The sequence below is a fragment of the Neobacillus sp. NPDC093182 genome, from assembly GCF_044754045.1.
The window spans coordinates 1-16,455 of sequence record NZ_JBIVOI010000021.1 but is presented as its reverse complement, the minus strand read 5'-3'; the positions used below and the strand labels follow the sequence as shown (position 1 = coordinate 16,455).

10 protein-coding genes and 2 riboswitches are annotated in these 16,455 nt (G+C 39.0%); all 10 genes read left to right on the top strand.

What is annotated here, in order from left to right:
• The first annotated feature begins 404 nt into the window (after window positions 1-404).
• The 10 genes from ACIQAA_RS28060 (at window position 405) to ptsG (ending at window position 16,096) form a co-directional block, all read left to right on the top strand.
• On the top strand, window positions 405-2,318 hold the full coding sequence (locus ACIQAA_RS28060; RefSeq protein WP_402626252.1) for a beta-glucoside-specific PTS transporter subunit IIABC: 1,914 nt from the start codon (window positions 405-407) through the stop codon (window positions 2,316-2,318).
• Between the two features lie 69 nt (window positions 2,319-2,387).
• On the top strand, window positions 2,388-3,809 hold the full coding sequence (locus tag ACIQAA_RS28055; RefSeq protein WP_402626250.1) for a 6-phospho-beta-glucosidase: 1,422 nt from the start codon (window positions 2,388-2,390) through the stop codon (window positions 3,807-3,809).
• Window positions 3,810-3,921: 112 nt separating this feature from the next.
• Complete coding sequence (licT, locus tag ACIQAA_RS28050; RefSeq protein WP_402626248.1) at window positions 3,922-4,752, top strand: BglG family transcription antiterminator LicT; 831 nt, start codon at window positions 3,922-3,924, stop codon at window positions 4,750-4,752.
• 177 nt (window positions 4,753-4,929) lie between these two features.
• Window positions 4,930-5,886: an AAA family ATPase gene (locus ACIQAA_RS28045; protein WP_402626246.1), complete on the top strand. Its 957-nt coding sequence runs from the start codon at window positions 4,930-4,932 to the stop codon at window positions 5,884-5,886.
• Window positions 5,887-5,888: 2 nt separating this feature from the next.
• The gene (locus ACIQAA_RS28040; protein ID WP_402626245.1) at window positions 5,889-7,100 is read left to right on the top strand and encodes a DUF58 domain-containing protein; all 1,212 of its coding nucleotides are present in this window, start codon (window positions 5,889-5,891) and stop codon (window positions 7,098-7,100) included.
• Window positions 7,097-9,298: a transglutaminase TgpA family protein gene (locus tag ACIQAA_RS28035; protein ID WP_402626244.1), complete on the top strand. Its 2,202-nt coding sequence runs from the start codon at window positions 7,097-7,099 to the stop codon at window positions 9,296-9,298. The genes ACIQAA_RS28040 and ACIQAA_RS28035 overlap by 4 nt, the downstream gene beginning before the upstream one ends.
• A 160-nt stretch (window positions 9,299-9,458) precedes the next feature.
• A riboswitch (purine riboswitch) is annotated at window positions 9,459-9,560 on the top strand.
• Window positions 9,561-9,678: 118 nt separating this feature from the next.
• Window positions 9,679-11,214 carry a glutamine-hydrolyzing GMP synthase gene (gene guaA / locus ACIQAA_RS28030; RefSeq protein ID WP_402626243.1) on the top strand — a complete coding sequence of 512 codons (1,536 nt, stop codon included), beginning with the start codon at window positions 9,679-9,681 and terminating at the stop codon, window positions 11,212-11,214.
• Window positions 11,215-11,320: 106 nt separating this feature from the next.
• Window positions 11,321-11,422: riboswitch (purine riboswitch) on the top strand.
• A 107-nt stretch (window positions 11,423-11,529) separates the two neighbouring features.
• Window positions 11,530-12,855 (top strand): NCS2 family permease, encoded by a 1,326-nt coding sequence (locus ACIQAA_RS28025; RefSeq protein WP_402626241.1) that lies wholly within the window; start codon window positions 11,530-11,532, stop codon window positions 12,853-12,855.
• 146 nt (window positions 12,856-13,001) lie between these two features.
• Window positions 13,002-13,844 (top strand): glucose PTS transporter transcription antiterminator GlcT, encoded by an 843-nt coding sequence (gene glcT, locus ACIQAA_RS28020; RefSeq protein WP_402626240.1) that lies wholly within the window; start codon window positions 13,002-13,004, stop codon window positions 13,842-13,844.
• Between the two features lie 182 nt (window positions 13,845-14,026).
• Window positions 14,027-16,096 (top strand): glucose-specific PTS transporter subunit IIBC, encoded by a 2,070-nt coding sequence (ptsG, locus tag ACIQAA_RS28015; RefSeq protein WP_402626239.1) that lies wholly within the window; start codon window positions 14,027-14,029, stop codon window positions 16,094-16,096.
• Window positions 16,097-16,455 lie beyond the last annotated feature (359 nt).

Genomic DNA, 16,455 nt, shown 5'->3' with positions numbered 1-16,455 from the left:
CTCATAGTTTACGTGATTTAGGTTTTGCCTGCATAACCAGTAACAATCCTAAAAGGTTGTTTTGTTTAATTGCGTTTACTATATCATGAATTTTTTTAACAGGCAAGAATTTTTGTAAACGTTATTTTTTTGTATTTTTATATATATAAGATGGTTTTCGGATTTCAATTAATCTACTAAATTTTTTAAAAAGAAAGCGTTGACACATACCAAATACCCGTGATAAATTACACGTATCAAATAAAACTTAATAAAATTCCTTTGCAGGAATGTTACCTTAAGTGGGCATAACCTGATCTGATTAGAACATGACACGCTAAAGAATCTCGTGTGTGTTGTTTCTAATCGGGTCAGGTTTTTTATTTGAATAAAATAAAATCTAATAAAGAAGGAAGGGTCAAAATATGAAATACGATCAGTTAGCAAAAGATATTCTTGCAAATGTGGGCGGAAAAGAAAACGTTTCCAGTGTTGTGCACTGTGTCACACGTCTCCGCTTTAAGTTAAAGGATGAAAAGAATGCGAACACAGAAGTGTTAAAAAATATGGATGGTGTAGTTACCGTTATGAAAAGCGGGGGACAATATCAAGTGGTTATTGGAAACCATGTCCCTGATGTATACGCCGCTGTTTTAAATGTAGGCAATCTTGGGGCGATGAGTGAAAACAGTGATTCAAGCAGTGATGAAAAAATGGGTTTGGGTGCGAAATTCATTGATATGATTTCAGGCGTTTTCCATCCAATCCTTGGCGTTTTGGCTGCAACAGGTATGATCAAAGGGTTGGCTGCCTTACTCTTGGCGTTAGGCTGGGTCGAAGCAACTTCAGGCACATACCATCTATTGAATCTCGCCGGTGATGGTTTATTTAACTTCTTGCCAATCTTCTTAGGGTATACAGCAATGAAGAAATTTGGCGGTACACCGTTTATTGGGATGGCGATCGCCGCAGCATTGGTACACCCTACATTAGCAACATTAACAACAGGAGAAGTTTCACAGGTGCTTTTCAAAGGTACACTCTTTGAATCACCAATTCATATTACATTCTTAGGTATACCTGTTATTATGATGAGTTATGCATCTAGTGTTATTCCAATCATTCTTGCAAGCTTTGTAGCTTCTAAAGTAGAAAAAGGTTTTAAGAAAATTATTCCAGCTGTTGTGAAAGCATTCGTAGTTCCATTCTTAACAATTTTAATTATGGTGCCATTAACATTCCTCGTTATCGGGCCGATCTCAACATGGGCGGGTAGTTTGTTAGGGGCAGCAACTGTATGGATTTATGAGTTAAGCCCTGTTATAGCTGGTTTAATTCTAGGCGGTTTCTGGCAAGTATTTGTTATCTTTGGTCTTCATTGGGGACTTGTTCCAATAGCATTTAACAATTTGGCTACTATGGGTAACGATTCAATTTTAGCAACTACCGTAATGGTATGTTTTGCACAAATCGGTGCAGTTTTAGCTATTATACTGAAAACTAGAGACAAAGCATTAAAATCACTTAGCGTTTCAGCGTTCATTTCAGGTATTTTTGGTGTAACCGAACCAGCGATTTATGGTGTTACATTACCGCTTAAAAAACCATTCATTATGAGTTGTATCGGTGGTGCAGTCGGTGGCGGTATCATCGGTGCTACAGCGGGTAAATTATGGATGTTTGGTGGAATGGGAATATTCGTTTTTCCAGCCTTTATCAAACCAGGATCAGGACTTGATATGTCTTTCTGGGGAGCGGTTATTGCATTAGTTGCAGGTTTCGCAGTTGCATTTATTTTAACCTTCTTATTTGGCGGTATTAAACAAGAGAAAGGCACAAAAGAAACAACTACTGCTTCTAAGGAAGTTGCAGCAACTAAGGTTCAAACTGAAGAATTGCTTAGCCCATTAAGTGGGAAAGTACTAGCATTATCAGATATTGAAGATGCAGCGTTTTCATCTGGTGCACTTGGACATGGTGTAGCAATTGAACCAAGTGAAGGTAAGTTACTCGCTCCTGTATCTGGAACGGTATCTGCATTATTCCCAACGAATCATGCAATTGGAATTACAACTGATTCAGGTGCAGAAATTTTAATGCATATTGGAATGGACACGGTTCAACTAGAAGGAAAGCACTTCAAAGCGCATACGACTCAAGGTGAGTATGTGAAAAAAGGTCAATTACTAATTGAATTCGATATGGAGCAAATTAAAAAAGCTGGAAAGCCGTTAACAACACCTGTTGTCGTGACGAACCATAAGGAATACAGCTTACAGTTAACAAATCAAAAGCAAGTAAAAACAGGTAATCAATTAATTAAACTAGTAACGATTTAATCATTTTTATTGAAGAAAGGAAAAGGTTACTTTTCCTTTCTTCCTGTCGTTTAAGAAAGGAAGGATTTCATGGCTTTTCCAAAAGGATTTTTATGGGGCGGCGCGATTGCTGCCAACCAAGCAGAAGGTGCTTATTTAGTAGATGAAAAGGGATTAACCACCGTTGATTTATTGCCAACAGGGAACAAACGCTGGGAGATAATGTTTGGGAATCTGCCTTCGTACGAACCGCTTGAAGGTGAATTTTATCCATCACATGAAGCCATCGATTTTTATCACCGATATAAAGAAGATATTGCCCTTTTTGCAGAAATGGGTTTTAAAGCATTGCGTTTATCGATCTCTTGGGCTCGGATATTCCCAAATGGAGACGACGCTGAACCGAATGAAGCAGGACTTCAATTTTATGACAATGTGTTTGATGAACTATTGAAATATGGTATTGAGCCAGTGGTAACTATTGCTCACTTTGATGTACCGGTTAACTTAGTGAAGAATTATGGCAGCTGGAGAAATCGCAAGATGGTTAGCTTTTTTGAAACATATGCGACGACTCTTTTTAAGAGATATAAAGACAAAGTAAAGTACTGGATGACGTTTAACGAGATCAATATGCTTCTGCACTTGCCGTTCGTTGGTGCTGGTCTTGTCTTTAAAGAGGGAGAAGATAAGAAGCAAGTAAAATACCAAGCTGCGCATCACCAATTGGTTGCCAGCGCATTAGCTGTTAAAGCTGGCCATGAAATCATTCCGGATGTTAAAATCGGCTGTATGCTGGCAGCAGGTCAAACGTATCCTTACTCATGTAACCCAGATGATGTTTTCGATGCGATGGAAAAAGACCGTGATTCCTTCTTCTTTATCGATGTTCAATCTCGCGGCCAATACCCAGGCTATGCAAAGAGATTTTTCAAGGATAACAACCTGACGATTGAAATGGATGAGAAGGATGAAGAGCTTCTAAAGAAGCACACAGTAGATTATATTGGTTTTAGTTATTATGCGAGCCGTACAACCAGTACCGGCCCAGAAATCAATAAGACGACTGCAGGCAATGTATTTGGTTCAATTGAAAATCCTTACCTCGAAAAGTCTGAGTGGGGTTGGACGATTGATCCGAAGGGCTTCCGTATTACTGCAAATCAATTGTATGATCGCTATCAAAAACCTTTATTTGTTGTGGAAAATGGTTTAGGTGCTGTCGATGTTCCAACAGAAGATGGGCAGGTTAACGACGATTACCGTATCGAGTACTTACGAAAGCACGTGGCAGAAATGTCAGAAGCGATTGAAGACGGCGTTGAAATTCTCGGCTATACTAGCTGGGGCCCCATCGACCTTGTTAGTGCCTCCACTGGCGAAATGAAAAAACGCTATGGATACATTTATGTGGACAAGGATAATGAAGGAAATGGAACGCTCAAGCGTTCAAAGAAGAAGAGCTTCCAATGGTATAAGGATGTCATTGCAACGAATGGAGAAAAACTTTAGTATATACTATAATAGGAAAGCTGTTGTGGCTTTCCTTCTTTTGAATCTCTAGATTTTTTAACGATCACTATTCTAGTTATTAAAACCATATTTAACATATATAGGTGGTCAAATGAAAATAGCCAAAGTGTACAATAATAACGTCATCAGTGCGTTTAATGAAAAGAACCAAGAGTTAGTGGTCATGGGGAGAGGTCTGGCTTTTCAAAAAAAGCCCGGAGATACTGTGGACGAAGAAAAGATTGAAAAGACCTTTGTTTTAAAAAATAACGATATATCAGAGCGATTCAAAACTCTTTTATATGAAGTGCCTATTGAATACATGGAAGTAACGGAGGAAGTTATACAACTCGCAAAAAGCAGGTTAGGGAGAAATCTTAACGACAGCATCTATGTCTCTTTAACGGATCATATTCACTTTGCCGTAGATCGGCACCAAAAAGGCTACGACATAAAAAATGCTTTATTGTGGGAAATCAAAAGGTTTTATAAGGATGAGTTTTCAATCGGTATGGAGGCACTAAAAATAGTGAAGGAGAAAATTGGTGTTCTCTTGCCGGAGGATGAAGCTGGATTTATAGCGATGCACATCGTTAACTCAGGCTTGAATGAGGAAATGCCAAACGTCGCTAATATTACGAGAGTCATGCAAGACATTTTAAACATAGTGAAATATCATTATAAAATCAATTTTGACGAGGAATCATTAAATTATTTTCGCTTTGTGACGCATTTGAAATTTTTTGCACAGAGACTGTATAGCAAGAACTATATAGAAGACGATGACCCGTTCCTGTATGAGTCCTTTAAGCAAAAGCATAAAGAGGCCATTAAATGTACAGAAAAAATCAATGATTACATTGTAAACCAGTTTGACTATAGTCTTACGAATAATGAAAAATTATACTTGGCTATCCATATTCAGAGAGTGGTAAATCGCTAATTTTGGTCACTTACAGAAAAGGCCTTTCATCAGTTCATCAAACTGGTGAAAGGTCTTTTTTCGATATTATTTAGTTTTTGAATATTTCGTTACTTTTTACAGGAATTTCCGAAAGAAAAATAGAATACGTCAGATATAATGTTTTATAACGAGAGAATACGCCGAGGAGGATTTATAGTGGCCCGTGAACATATGAACCAAATAATAGAAAAAATACTTTTAAACATTGAAAAGGTTATGATTGGAAAAAGGAATGTAGCCGAACTTAGCCTTATTGCCTTATTAGCAGAAGGGCATGTACTGCTAGAGGATGTACCTGGTGTTGGGAAGACCATGATGGTCCGTGCTCTTGCCAAGTCTGTAAATGCAAACTTCCGCAGGATTCAGTTTACTCCTGACTTACTGCCATCAGATGTAACGGGAATTTCAATTTATAACCCAAAGGAAATGGAATTTCAATTCCGGCCGGGACCGTTGATGGGGAATATTATTCTCGCAGATGAAATTAACCGGACGTCTCCAAAGACTCAGTCTGCACTGCTAGAAGGAATGGAAGAAGCAAGTGTAACCATTGATGGCGTGACTCATCGGCTTCAGAAGCCGTTCTTTGTCATGGCGACTCAAAACCCCATTGAGTATGAAGGGACGTATCCCCTGCCAGAAGCACAGCTGGATCGTTTTTTATTAAAAATGAAAATGGGCTATCCTGAAGTGGATGAAGAGATAGAAGTTTTAAATCGAGCACAAAAAGTCCCGCCGATTGAAGACCTTTATCCGGTGATTGACCTAGAAGGATTACTCGCATTGCAAAAGGAAATCAAAGAAGTCTATGTGGACCCAACGATTAAACGCTATATTGTTGATATCGTTAACCTAACTAGAAACTTTTCCGGAGTGTACCTTGGCGCCAGTCCAAGGGGATCGATTGCCCTCATGAAAGCGGCACAGGCTTATGCCTTTATGTATGGCCGTGACTATATCCTTCCAGACGATATTCAATATCTAGCACCGTTCGTTTTATCGCACCGGATTATTTTAAAATCAGAAGCAAAATTTGAAGGAATTTCTGCAGAAGAAATTGTCACCAGAGTCATTGCGAGGATTCCCGTTCCAATCCAAAGGCTTGTGAAGTAACGATGAAAAAGTTATGGATTCCATTCAAAAAAGTATGGAAGTTTGTCGTCTTACTATTTTTGATTCTGCTTACCTTTTCTTATGCCATGTTTCAAGGCGGATTTGTAAGCTGGTTTTTATTTTATAGCTTTTTGCCTTTTGCGCTCTATTGTATCGGCTTATCCTTTTATTCTTTGAATGAGCTGGAAATAACTCGACACATTCCCCAAAATGATTACAACGCTGGCGAAGCGTTGAAGGTAACCGTAAATATAAAGAGACACTCGTTTTTTCCTATATTTTATCTGCTCGTTGAGGATCAATTAGATGACATCCTAACCCCTAAGAGAGAAAAGGCAAAGGCATTAGTATTGCCGGGTTTTAGGAAGGAGTTTTCCTATGAATATGCCATTGATGAACTTCCACGGGGAGAGCATATATTTCACGGTTTTACCGTCAGAACCGGAGATATTCTCGGCTTGGTTGAGAAAGAAAAATCGCAGACAAATGAAAGTAAAATCATAGTTTATCCAGCATACACAGAGTTATTGTACCGCCCGTTTGAAATCCACTTTGATCAAGGGATGACTGCTTCAAGAGAACGGGTACAGCGTGATACCACATTGGCGATAGGTGTTAGGGATTACCAGCCGGGTGATCGGTTTTCATGGATCAACTGGAAAGCTTCTGCAAAACGAAATGAAATCATGACAAAGGAATTTGAACAGCGTCAATCCCATGATGTATTTGTTGTGATGGATTGCACACCTGATAAGCACTTTGAAGCAATCGTTTCCTTTACGGCATCTTTATTACGTGCCGTTTTGAAAAAGGGAGCACAAATTGGGCTTCTGACCATTAGTCGAGAAAGAGCATCCTTTCCGATAAGGGGCGGGGAAAATCAACTGCACCAGCTTTTCTATCATTTAGCAAAGATAAAAGCAAAGAGTCCTTCCTCGTTTGAAAAAGTGTTAGAGACCGAGGGGATGTTTGTCCAACAAACAGTTTCCTTCTTACTAGTATCAGCCCAATTAACGAAGCCTTTAATAGAAAAGGCTGGCTTCCTAGGGCAAAGAAAAGGGAAGATCACTTTATTCCTTATTAAAGGAGAAAAGGAGTCCCCTACAGATGACGAAAGGTCATTGATTGCGCTGGCAAACGCACGAAATGTACGTGTAGTGATGGTGCATGAAGGGCAATTTGCATCGGCCTTTACGGAGGTGAATTTGCGATGAAAAGAGATTTTCAGTCTTTTCTTTTATATATGTTTGGTTTTTTGCTGCTATGGGAATGGCTCCGTCCTGTCGAGCAATTAACAACGACCGATCATATTGAAATGTTCGTGATTTTTATCCTGTTATCCTTTACATTAGCTTTTCTTAGGATGAAGTGGATTTGGCAGATGATAATAAAATTATGGTTTATTTTCTTCTCAGTTAATATGTTTCATTATGAGGAAGATTTCTTTCAATTCAGCTGGGTAACATTTTTTACTAATGAATTGACCGCAAATTTTAGCAGGATTGTGGCGCGCAATTGGCTGGGGTTGACCAATGAATTTAGGACATTCTTGCTGTTTATTCTTCTATGGTTGATGGTGTATTTAGTTCACTATTGGCTTTTGAATCGGAAAAGAATTTTCATTTTCTTTTTTATGACTCTCATTTATATTACCGTTTTAGATACATTCACACTTTATAGTGCAAAAACAGCCATTGTCCGAACGGTTGTAGTCGGTTTTGCTGTGATGGGAATGTTAACCTATTACCGAATTCTCGCTAAAGAACATGTAAATAGTGATTCCTTTACTACTCGAAAGTGGATGAGACCATTAGTTTTAATGATCACTTTTAGCGTTTTCGTTGGTATTATTGCTCCAAAGTTCTCGCCAATATGGCCAGATCCTGTGCCGTATCTAAAGGCTGCCAGCAATAAAGGCGGGGAAGACGTGGCAGGCAATGGCATTGCTAAAGTAGGCTACGGCACAGATGATTCCCGTTTAGGCGGTCCTTTTATTGGGGATGACAGTATTGTGTTTCGGAGTGAAGCAGCACAGAAGAATTATTGGAAGGTAGAAACAAAGGACCATTATACAGGAAAAGGGTGGATTCCTTCTGAAGCGACTCCGTTCCGAATAGGAGGAGAGGATTTAATCCCTGTTTCCCCTATCCCTTCTAATGTTGAAACCCGGGATGAGAGTGCCTCCTTATTTATGTTTATGGATTATGATCACCTCATTTATCCGGCTGGTATCCAAAGAGCACAATTCCAACGTGATTATATTTTAGAGATTGACTCAACGAAGGAAAAGATCTCAATATTGAATGGCTTTGATTCTAGTCCAATCGCTCCTGATTCCTATTCAATCGAGTATAAGGTGCCGAAATATCAAGCAGCTGAGCTAAGGGAAACAACTACAGCAGACCCTAATCAGATAGATTCAGAATTTCTCGCAAGATATACGCAATTGCCTGATAACCTGCCTGATCGAGTGAAGGAGCTGGCTGAGAGTATTACGGAAAAAGAAACAAACTGGTTTGATAAAGCAAAAGCCGTGGAGCGCCATTTTGGCGGTGCTGGATTCACTTACAGTCAGAGTGATGTAGCCGTACCGGAAGAAAATGATGATTACGTAGATCAATTTCTATTTGAAACAAAAATAGGGTATTGTGATAACTTTTCCACCTCAATGGCGGTTCTGCTCCGATCAATAGGGATTCCTACACGCTGGGTAAAGGGGTATACTGGCGGAGAGTTTCTAGAATATAGTGAAGATGCTTCTTCAAAACAAATTTATGAAATCACCAATAATAATGCTCATTCCTGGGTTGAAGTTTATTTTCCTAACCAAGGCTGGGTTCCATTTGAACCAACAAAGGGCTTCACGAATAGTGTTTCGATTGATTTTACAAATAATGATGGAACAACTCCTGCTGCCGAAGCAACCGCTGCGACAACACCAAAGCCTCAGCAGGATCTCGAGGAAGATAGCAGCAGTTCCGAAAAGTCAGAACAAACTTTTTCATTTAGCAGTTTCTGGCTGAGTATTAAAACATTCTTCAATCAAAATTGGAAATGGATTTTCGTTTTATTTGTGGTAGTTATTGGTACAGCAGGCCTAATGTATAGGCTGCGAGGAAAGTGGATTCCGCGGTTATATTTACTTCGGTTCCGATTAAGAAAAAAGGATGAAAATATCGGTAAAGCATATCTTATCCTTTTAGAACAATTAGAGCGATACGGCTTAAAGAGAGATGAGGACCAAACATTAAGAAATTATGCCCGATACATTGATACCTTCTTTGCTTCTAGAGAGATGTCTAAGCTGACGGATAGATATGAGCAATATCTTTACCATCAGAAACTCCCCGAGGGAAGCTGGAAGGATTCACGGGAATTATGGGAAAATTTAATTAAAAAGACAATTGCTTGACCGATAAAACAACCTATTGTTACAATAAGGCGTAAAATTAATGTCTAGCTGCAGCGCCTAGGGGCTCGGGGTCATAAGCCAATCCGTCAGAAAGGTTAAAGAACAACCTTCCCACCGGCTCGTCTTATGCCTGTCGCCCCTGTGCAAGGCGCTTCCGCTTTTCTGTTATTCGGTTTTCCTTCATATATCCTCGAAAATAGGGTTCGAGAGTCTCTACCGGGTTACCATAAATAACCTGACTATGAAGGCAGAAATTTCTGCTATAGCAATTGTGAGAAAGCTAGAATTCTGCCTTCCTGGTTTTTTTGGAGGGGGAATTCTAGTTTTTTTTTGTTATTAAAGTAAATACTAACCTTATTATTTTGGAAGAGGTGGACGTGTTGACAAATACAGATTTGATTGTGGTTTTAGACTTTGGAAGCCAGTATAACCAGTTAATTACACGCAGAATTCGTGAGTTCGGAGTCTACAGTGAACTTCATCCTCATACGATTACGGCTGAGGAAATTAGAAAAATGAATCCAAAGGGAATCATTTTTTCAGGTGGCCCGAATAGTGTATATGATGAGAACTCATTCCGCTGTGATGAGGAAATTTTCGAAATGGGCCTGCCTATCTTAGGGATTTGCTATGGCATGCAATTAATGACTGTTCATTTTCAAGGGAAAGTTGAAAAAGCGAAGAACCGTGAGTATGGGAAGGCGGTAATGAACCTTCAAAATCAAACGAAGCTATTCCATGATATGCCTGGGGAGCAAGTGGTTTGGATGAGCCATGGAGATTTGGTTGTGGAAGCACCAGCTGGCTTTACGGTTGACGGAACAAACCCGCACTGCCCAATCGCGGCAATGAGTGACGAAGCAAGGAAACTTTATGCAGTTCAATTTCACCCAGAAGTACGTCATTCCGTATATGGCAATGAACTTCTAAAGAATTTTGTTTTTAATGTGTGTGAGTGTAAAGGCGATTGGTCAATGGGAAATTTCATTGAAGTGGAAATGGCAAAAATCCGTGAGCAGGTCGGCGATAAGAAAGTACTTTGCGCTCTTAGCGGCGGAGTGGACTCTTCTGTTGTTGCTGTACTTATTCATAAAGCGATCGGTGATCAACTGACTTGTATTTTTGTTGACCATGGTTTACTGCGTAAGAATGAAGCAGAAAGTGTTATGAAGACCTTTGCTGAAGGCTTCCATATGAATGTTATTAAAGTGGATGCAAAAGAACGTTTCTTATCTAAATTAGAAGGCGTATCTGATCCTGAGAAGAAACGGAAAATCATTGGCAACGAGTTCATTTATGTATTCGATGATGAAGCAACGAAGCTTGAAGGAATTGAGTTTTTAGCTCAAGGAACACTTTATACCGATATTATCGAAAGTGGAACTGCCACTGCTCAAACCATTAAATCCCATCATAATGTCGGCGGATTGCCTGAAGATATGCAATTTAAATTAATTGAACCATTGAATACCCTGTTTAAAGACGAGGTTCGTGCGCTTGGTACAGAGCTTGGAATCCCGGATGATATTGTTTGGAGACAGCCATTCCCTGGACCAGGTCTTGGAATTCGTGTCTTAGGAGCGATTTCTGAAGATAAACTTGAAATTGTCCGTGAATCTGATTGGATCCTTCGTGAAGAAATTAAGAAGGCCGGACTTGACCGCGAAATTTGGCAATACTTTACGGTGCTTCCGGACATTCGCAGTGTAGGAGTAATGGGAGACGCGAGGACATATGATTATACGATTGGTATCCGCGCTGTTACGTCCATTGACGGGATGACCTCTGATTGGGCTCGTATCCCATGGGATGTGCTCGAAGTTATTTCAACCCGGATTGTTAATGAAGTAGCTCACGTTAACAGAGTGGTCTATGATATTACGAGCAAACCGCCTGCAACGATTGAATGGGAATAAATTTAAAATAATACTTCTAAAAGCGAACGTTTTTAAATATATATTTAAAAACGTTCGCTTTTTATGTTTACAAAGAGGAAATTCCTTGGTAATATAAAGGGGAAGTAAATAATTTGTCGATTTAACTCGTATAATCTTGGGAATAAGGCCCAAAAGTTTCTACCGAGCCACCGTAAATGGCTTGACTACGAGGCGGTGTTTAAAACGGAGGATAGCTCCTCTATTTATTTACACTAGCCCCAAGTCAAGCGTTCCGGTAGATATCGGAGCGTTTTTTTGTTTTTATTAAAGAAAGATTCCTAGGGGGAAGAACAAATGCAAAAATACTTTATGTTTAAGGAATTAGGGACGAATTATCGCCGTGAGATTATTGGCGGCATAACAACATTCTTGGCTATGGCCTATATATTAGTGGTTAACCCGCTTACATTGACACTATCAAGTGTACCGGATTTACCAGATGCACTTCGAATGGATTATGGTGCAGTATTTGTAGCAACAGCCTTAGCCGCAGCAATCGGATCTATTGTGATGGGGTTACTTGGAAAGTATCCACTTGCATTAGCGCCTGGTATGGGATTAAACGCCTTTTTTGCTTATACCGTTGTATTAGGAAGCGGCGTTCCATGGCAGCATGCATTAGGAGCAGTATTCATTTCCGGTGTATTTTTCTTTTTACTAACACTAACAGGATTACGTGAGAAATTAATCAATGCGATTCCAATAGAGTTAAAGCATGCGGTTGGAGCCGGTATTGGTTTATATATTACCTTTATTGGTTTACAGAGTGCTGGTATTGTAGTAAATAATGACGCGACACTTGTTGGGTTAGGTGATTTGACAGCTGGACCGACTCTGCTGGCTATTTTCGGAATAATTGTTACGGTTATTTTGATGACTAGAGGAATTAATGGAGCAGTATTTTTTGGAATGATTATTACGGTTATTGTAGGTATGATCTTTAACTTGATTGACACACCAGAAAAAATCGTTGATACTGTTCCGAGTTTAGCACCAACATTTGGAGCAGCGTTTTCTTCTTTGGGTGATAGTTCATTTTATACAATGGGTATGCTTGGAATTATCTTGACTCTTTTGTTTGTCGATTTCTTTGATAATGCAGGGACACTTGTAGCGGTAGCAAATCAAGCAGGAATGATCAAAGACAATAAATTGCCTCGTGCAGGCAGAGCATTAATTGCTGATTCAGTTGCAACAACTGTCGGTGCAGTCCTAGGTACATCAACAACAACATCTTATATTGAATCATCTGCTGGGGTAGCGGCAGGTGCAAGAACAGGGTTTGCTTCACTTGTTACAGCAGCATTGTTTATTTTATCACTGTTTTTCTTCCCATTATTATCAGTTGTTACGTCAGCAGTTACAGCACCTGCATTAATTATTGTTGGCGCGTTGATGGTAGCATCATTAGGTAAAATTGAATGGACCAAATTTGAAGTGGCTGTACCAGCCTTCCTTACGATGATTGCTATGCCTTTGACATATAGCATTGCTACAGGGATCGCAATTGGGTTTATCTTTTACCCAATTACAATGATTGTTAAAGGGCGTATGAAAGAAATTCATCCAATCATGTACTTGTTCTTTGTTATTTTCATTCTATACTTCTTATTTCTATAATTAAGTCGAGAGAGTCTGTGAACTATCACAGGCTCTTTTTTATATTGCAACTTTTTAACGGTGTCGAATATTGTCGTTGACTTCTTGTTTTGTCTCTTATAACATGAGATTACTAAGGTATTTCGGGTAAAAAGGGGAGGAAGGCAATGGTAAAGCTATTGATTGATAAAGTACTAAATAACAATGTTTTGATTGCCGAACATCCTTCCTACGAAGAAGTTGTCCTAATCGGTAAAGGAATAGGCTTTAATCGGAAACATGGAGATTTTATTGAAACTGATTCGGTGGAAAAACTATTCGTACTTAAAAATGAAAAGGAACAACAAAATTATATTAAATTGCTTCCTTTTATTGACAATGATTTACTAGAAGTGATTATTTCTGCTATTGGGCTAATCAAGCAAAGGACCCATACGCAGTTAGATGAACATATCCATGTGGCATTAACCGATCACTTAATGTTCGCAATCAATAGAGTATCAAAAGGCATGGAAATGAGTAATCCGTTCCTGGTAGAAACAAAAACGCTTTATCGGCATGAATATGAAATAGCTGCTGAGGTTGTTGATTTTATCAATGATAAAACAGGGATTTCTCTGCCTGTTGGCGAGATAGGTTTTATTGCTCTCCATATTCACAGTGCGATGACAAATAGGAACTTATCAGAGGTTAATCAGCATTCACAGCTAGTCAGCAGGCTGGTAAAAATGGTTGAAGAGCAGTTTGAAATTGATATCGATAAAGAAAGCATTGATTATATGAGGCTTGTTCGCCATTTGCGATTCACCATTGAGAGAGTAGTTAAAGGGGAGAAAGTCGACGAGCCAGAAAAAATATCTTTTCTATTGAAACAAGAATATCCTGTGTGCTATAATCTCTCATGGAAGCTCATTAAAGTGATGCAACAGACATTGAAAATGAAAGTATTCGACGCAGAAGCAGTGTACTTAACCATGCATTTGCAGCGAATACAGAAAAAATTTAAATAGTTATTATTTTTTACGTGTTACTGATTCGATCAGGCATGAGTGAAAAGTATTAATTGAAACCAAGACTTTTGGGTAATCTATACCCGTAGTCTCATTTCGATTGAACTTTTACTCATGCCTTTTTTGTGTTTTTCTGAATGAAAACGCTTAATGAGCTATATGAAAAAATGGAGGTATATATTATGTTTAAAAAAGCTTTTGGCGTCTTGCAAAAAGTCGGTAAAGCATTAATGCTCCCGGTCGCGCTATTGCCGGCTGCAGGTATATTACTTGCTTTAGGAGCAGCACTATTAAACCCAGCACTATTAGAATTAGCACCATTCTTAGATAACAGTACGGTTGAAATGATTGCTTCTGTTATGCAGAATGCCGGAAACATTATCTTCGGAAACTTGCCACTCTTGTTCGCGGTTGGTGTTGCTGTAGGGTTAGCTGGCGGTGAAGGAACCGCGGGTTTGGCTGCCATTATTGGATACTTAGTCATGAATGTAACAATGGGAACAGTACTTGGCATTACAGCTGAGGATGTTAATGGCTTAAGCTATGCGAGTGTACTTGGGATACCTACTCTTCAAACAGGAGTATTTGGCGGTATTATCGTCGGTATATTAGCAGCGTCAATGTACAATAAGTTTTATGAAATCGAATTACCATCTTATTTGGGATTTTTTGCAGGTAAACGTTTCGTCCCAATCATTACTGCGGCAACTGCTCTTGTTTTAGGGATATTGATGATTTTCATCTGGCCGCCAATTCAAAATGGTCTAAATGCATTCTCCCAAAACATGGTTCATGCAAACTTAACGATTTCTGCATTTATTTTCGGTGTGATTGAACGATCATTAATTCCATTTGGTTTACACCATATTTTCTATTCCCCATTCTGGTATGAATTCGGAGAATATGCAACAAAAGCAGGAGAAGTGGTTCGTGGAGACCAACGAATCTTCATGGCACAAATTACAGATAATGTTCAAAACTTAACAGCTGGAACATTTATGACTGGTAAATTCCCGTTCATGATGTTTGGACTTCCAGCGGCAGCTTTAGCGATTTATCATGAAGCAAAGCCTGAAAAGAAAGTTTTTGTTGGAGGATTAATGGCATCCGCCGCCCTCACTTCCTTCTTAACAGGTATTACAGAACCAATTGAATTCTCGTTTTTATTCGTAGCACCAATATTGTTTGGTATCCACGCGATTTTCGCCGGATTCTCGTTTATGATTATGCACATGTTAGATGTAAAAATCGGGATGACTTTCTCCGGTGGTTTAATTGACTACATCTTATTTGGATTAATTAACCCGCAGACAAATGCGTGGATTGTTATACCGGTAGGTCTTGTATTTGCAGTCGTTTATTACTTTGGTTTCCGATTTGCAATCCGTACATTTAATTTGAAAACTCCAGGACGTGAGCTAGAAGAAGAGGAATCTCAAGCGCCAACAGGTAAAACTGGTTCAGGCGATTTGGCTTCTAACATTTTGGAGGCAATGGGCGGTAAGGGGAATATTGCTCATCTAGATGCATGTATTACTCGTCTTCGTGTTTCTGTTAATGACATTAAAAATGTTGATAAAGACCAATTGAAGAGATTAGGTGCGGCTGGTGTTTTAGAAGTCGGAAACAATATTCAAGCAATCTTTGGACCGCGCTCCGAAACGATTAAGGGTCAAATGAAAGATATAATGAATGGTAAAAAACCAAGCACTACGGTAAAAGCGCCTGAAAAAGGTGTGGAACAGCAAATCGAGGAAATTAATCCAGAAGCACTTCAAACTGCGCGCGGTAATGAAGATGAAGGATTTATGGCTCCATTAAAAGGTGAATTAAAACCAATCACAGAAGTACCTGACCAAGTATTTGCTGGGAAAATGATGGGTGACGGTTTTGCGATTGTCCCGGCAGAGGGTACAATTGTATCACCGGTAAATGGGAAAATAGTTAACCTATTCCCAACCAAACACGCAATTGGAATCCTGTCTGATGCAGGACGTGAAATTCTAATTCATGTTGGAATTGATACGGTGAACTTAAAGGGGCAAGGGTTTGAAACTTTAGTATCTGAAAATGACATTGTTGACCAAGGCCAGCCATTACTAAAAGTTGATCTAGATTACATTAAAGAACATGCTACATCAACCATTACACCAGTTGTCTTCACTAACTTAGCTGAAGGTGAAAAGGTAGTGATTGAAAAACCAGGTCAAGTTAATTTAAAACAAACAGGTATTATTAAGATTACCAAGTAATGAAAAAGGAGCCGGCTCTAATTTGTGAGTCGGCTTTCTTCTATATATAAATGAAGGTAATTTACGAGGTAAAATAAATTAATAATAATTTGTTGACGATAGGTGCTAATGGTGTTATTATATTTTAGCGGTCGTTAATAACGAGTTAACAACACGCAAGCGTTAAAAACATTTTAAAAAAAGATGTTGACGCCGAGTTAACAAAATGATATAGTAATAGAGTTGCTTCTGAGCGGGATTGTTCATGAGGCGAAAGAAAGAAATTTGTTCTTTGAAAACTAAACAAACAAGAACGTCAACAAAAAATATTAGTTTCTTCTATAGAAACTAGCCAACGTAACAAATGAGCTAATCAACTT

What these genes read in the sequence shown, in the direction of transcription:
- ACIQAA_RS28060 (WP_402626252.1), top strand. Translation starts at nt 405, where the DNA reads ATGAAATACGATCAGTTAGCAAAAGATATTCTTGCAAATGTGGGCGGA.
- ACIQAA_RS28055 (WP_402626250.1), top strand. Translation starts at nt 2,388, where the DNA reads ATGGCTTTTCCAAAAGGATTTTTATGGGGCGGCGCGATTGCTGCCAAC.
- licT (WP_402626248.1), top strand. Translation starts at nt 3,922, where the DNA reads ATGAAAATAGCCAAAGTGTACAATAATAACGTCATCAGTGCGTTTAAT.
- ACIQAA_RS28040 (WP_402626245.1), top strand. Translation starts at nt 5,889, where the DNA reads ATGAAAAAGTTATGGATTCCATTCAAAAAAGTATGGAAGTTTGTCGTC.
- ACIQAA_RS28035 (WP_402626244.1), top strand. Translation starts at nt 7,097, where the DNA reads ATGAAAAGAGATTTTCAGTCTTTTCTTTTATATATGTTTGGTTTTTTG.
- ACIQAA_RS28025 (WP_402626241.1), top strand. Translation starts at nt 11,530, where the DNA reads ATGCAAAAATACTTTATGTTTAAGGAATTAGGGACGAATTATCGCCGT.
- glcT (WP_402626240.1), top strand. Translation starts at nt 13,002, where the DNA reads ATGGTAAAGCTATTGATTGATAAAGTACTAAATAACAATGTTTTGATT.
- ptsG (WP_402626239.1), top strand. Translation starts at nt 14,027, where the DNA reads ATGTTTAAAAAAGCTTTTGGCGTCTTGCAAAAAGTCGGTAAAGCATTA.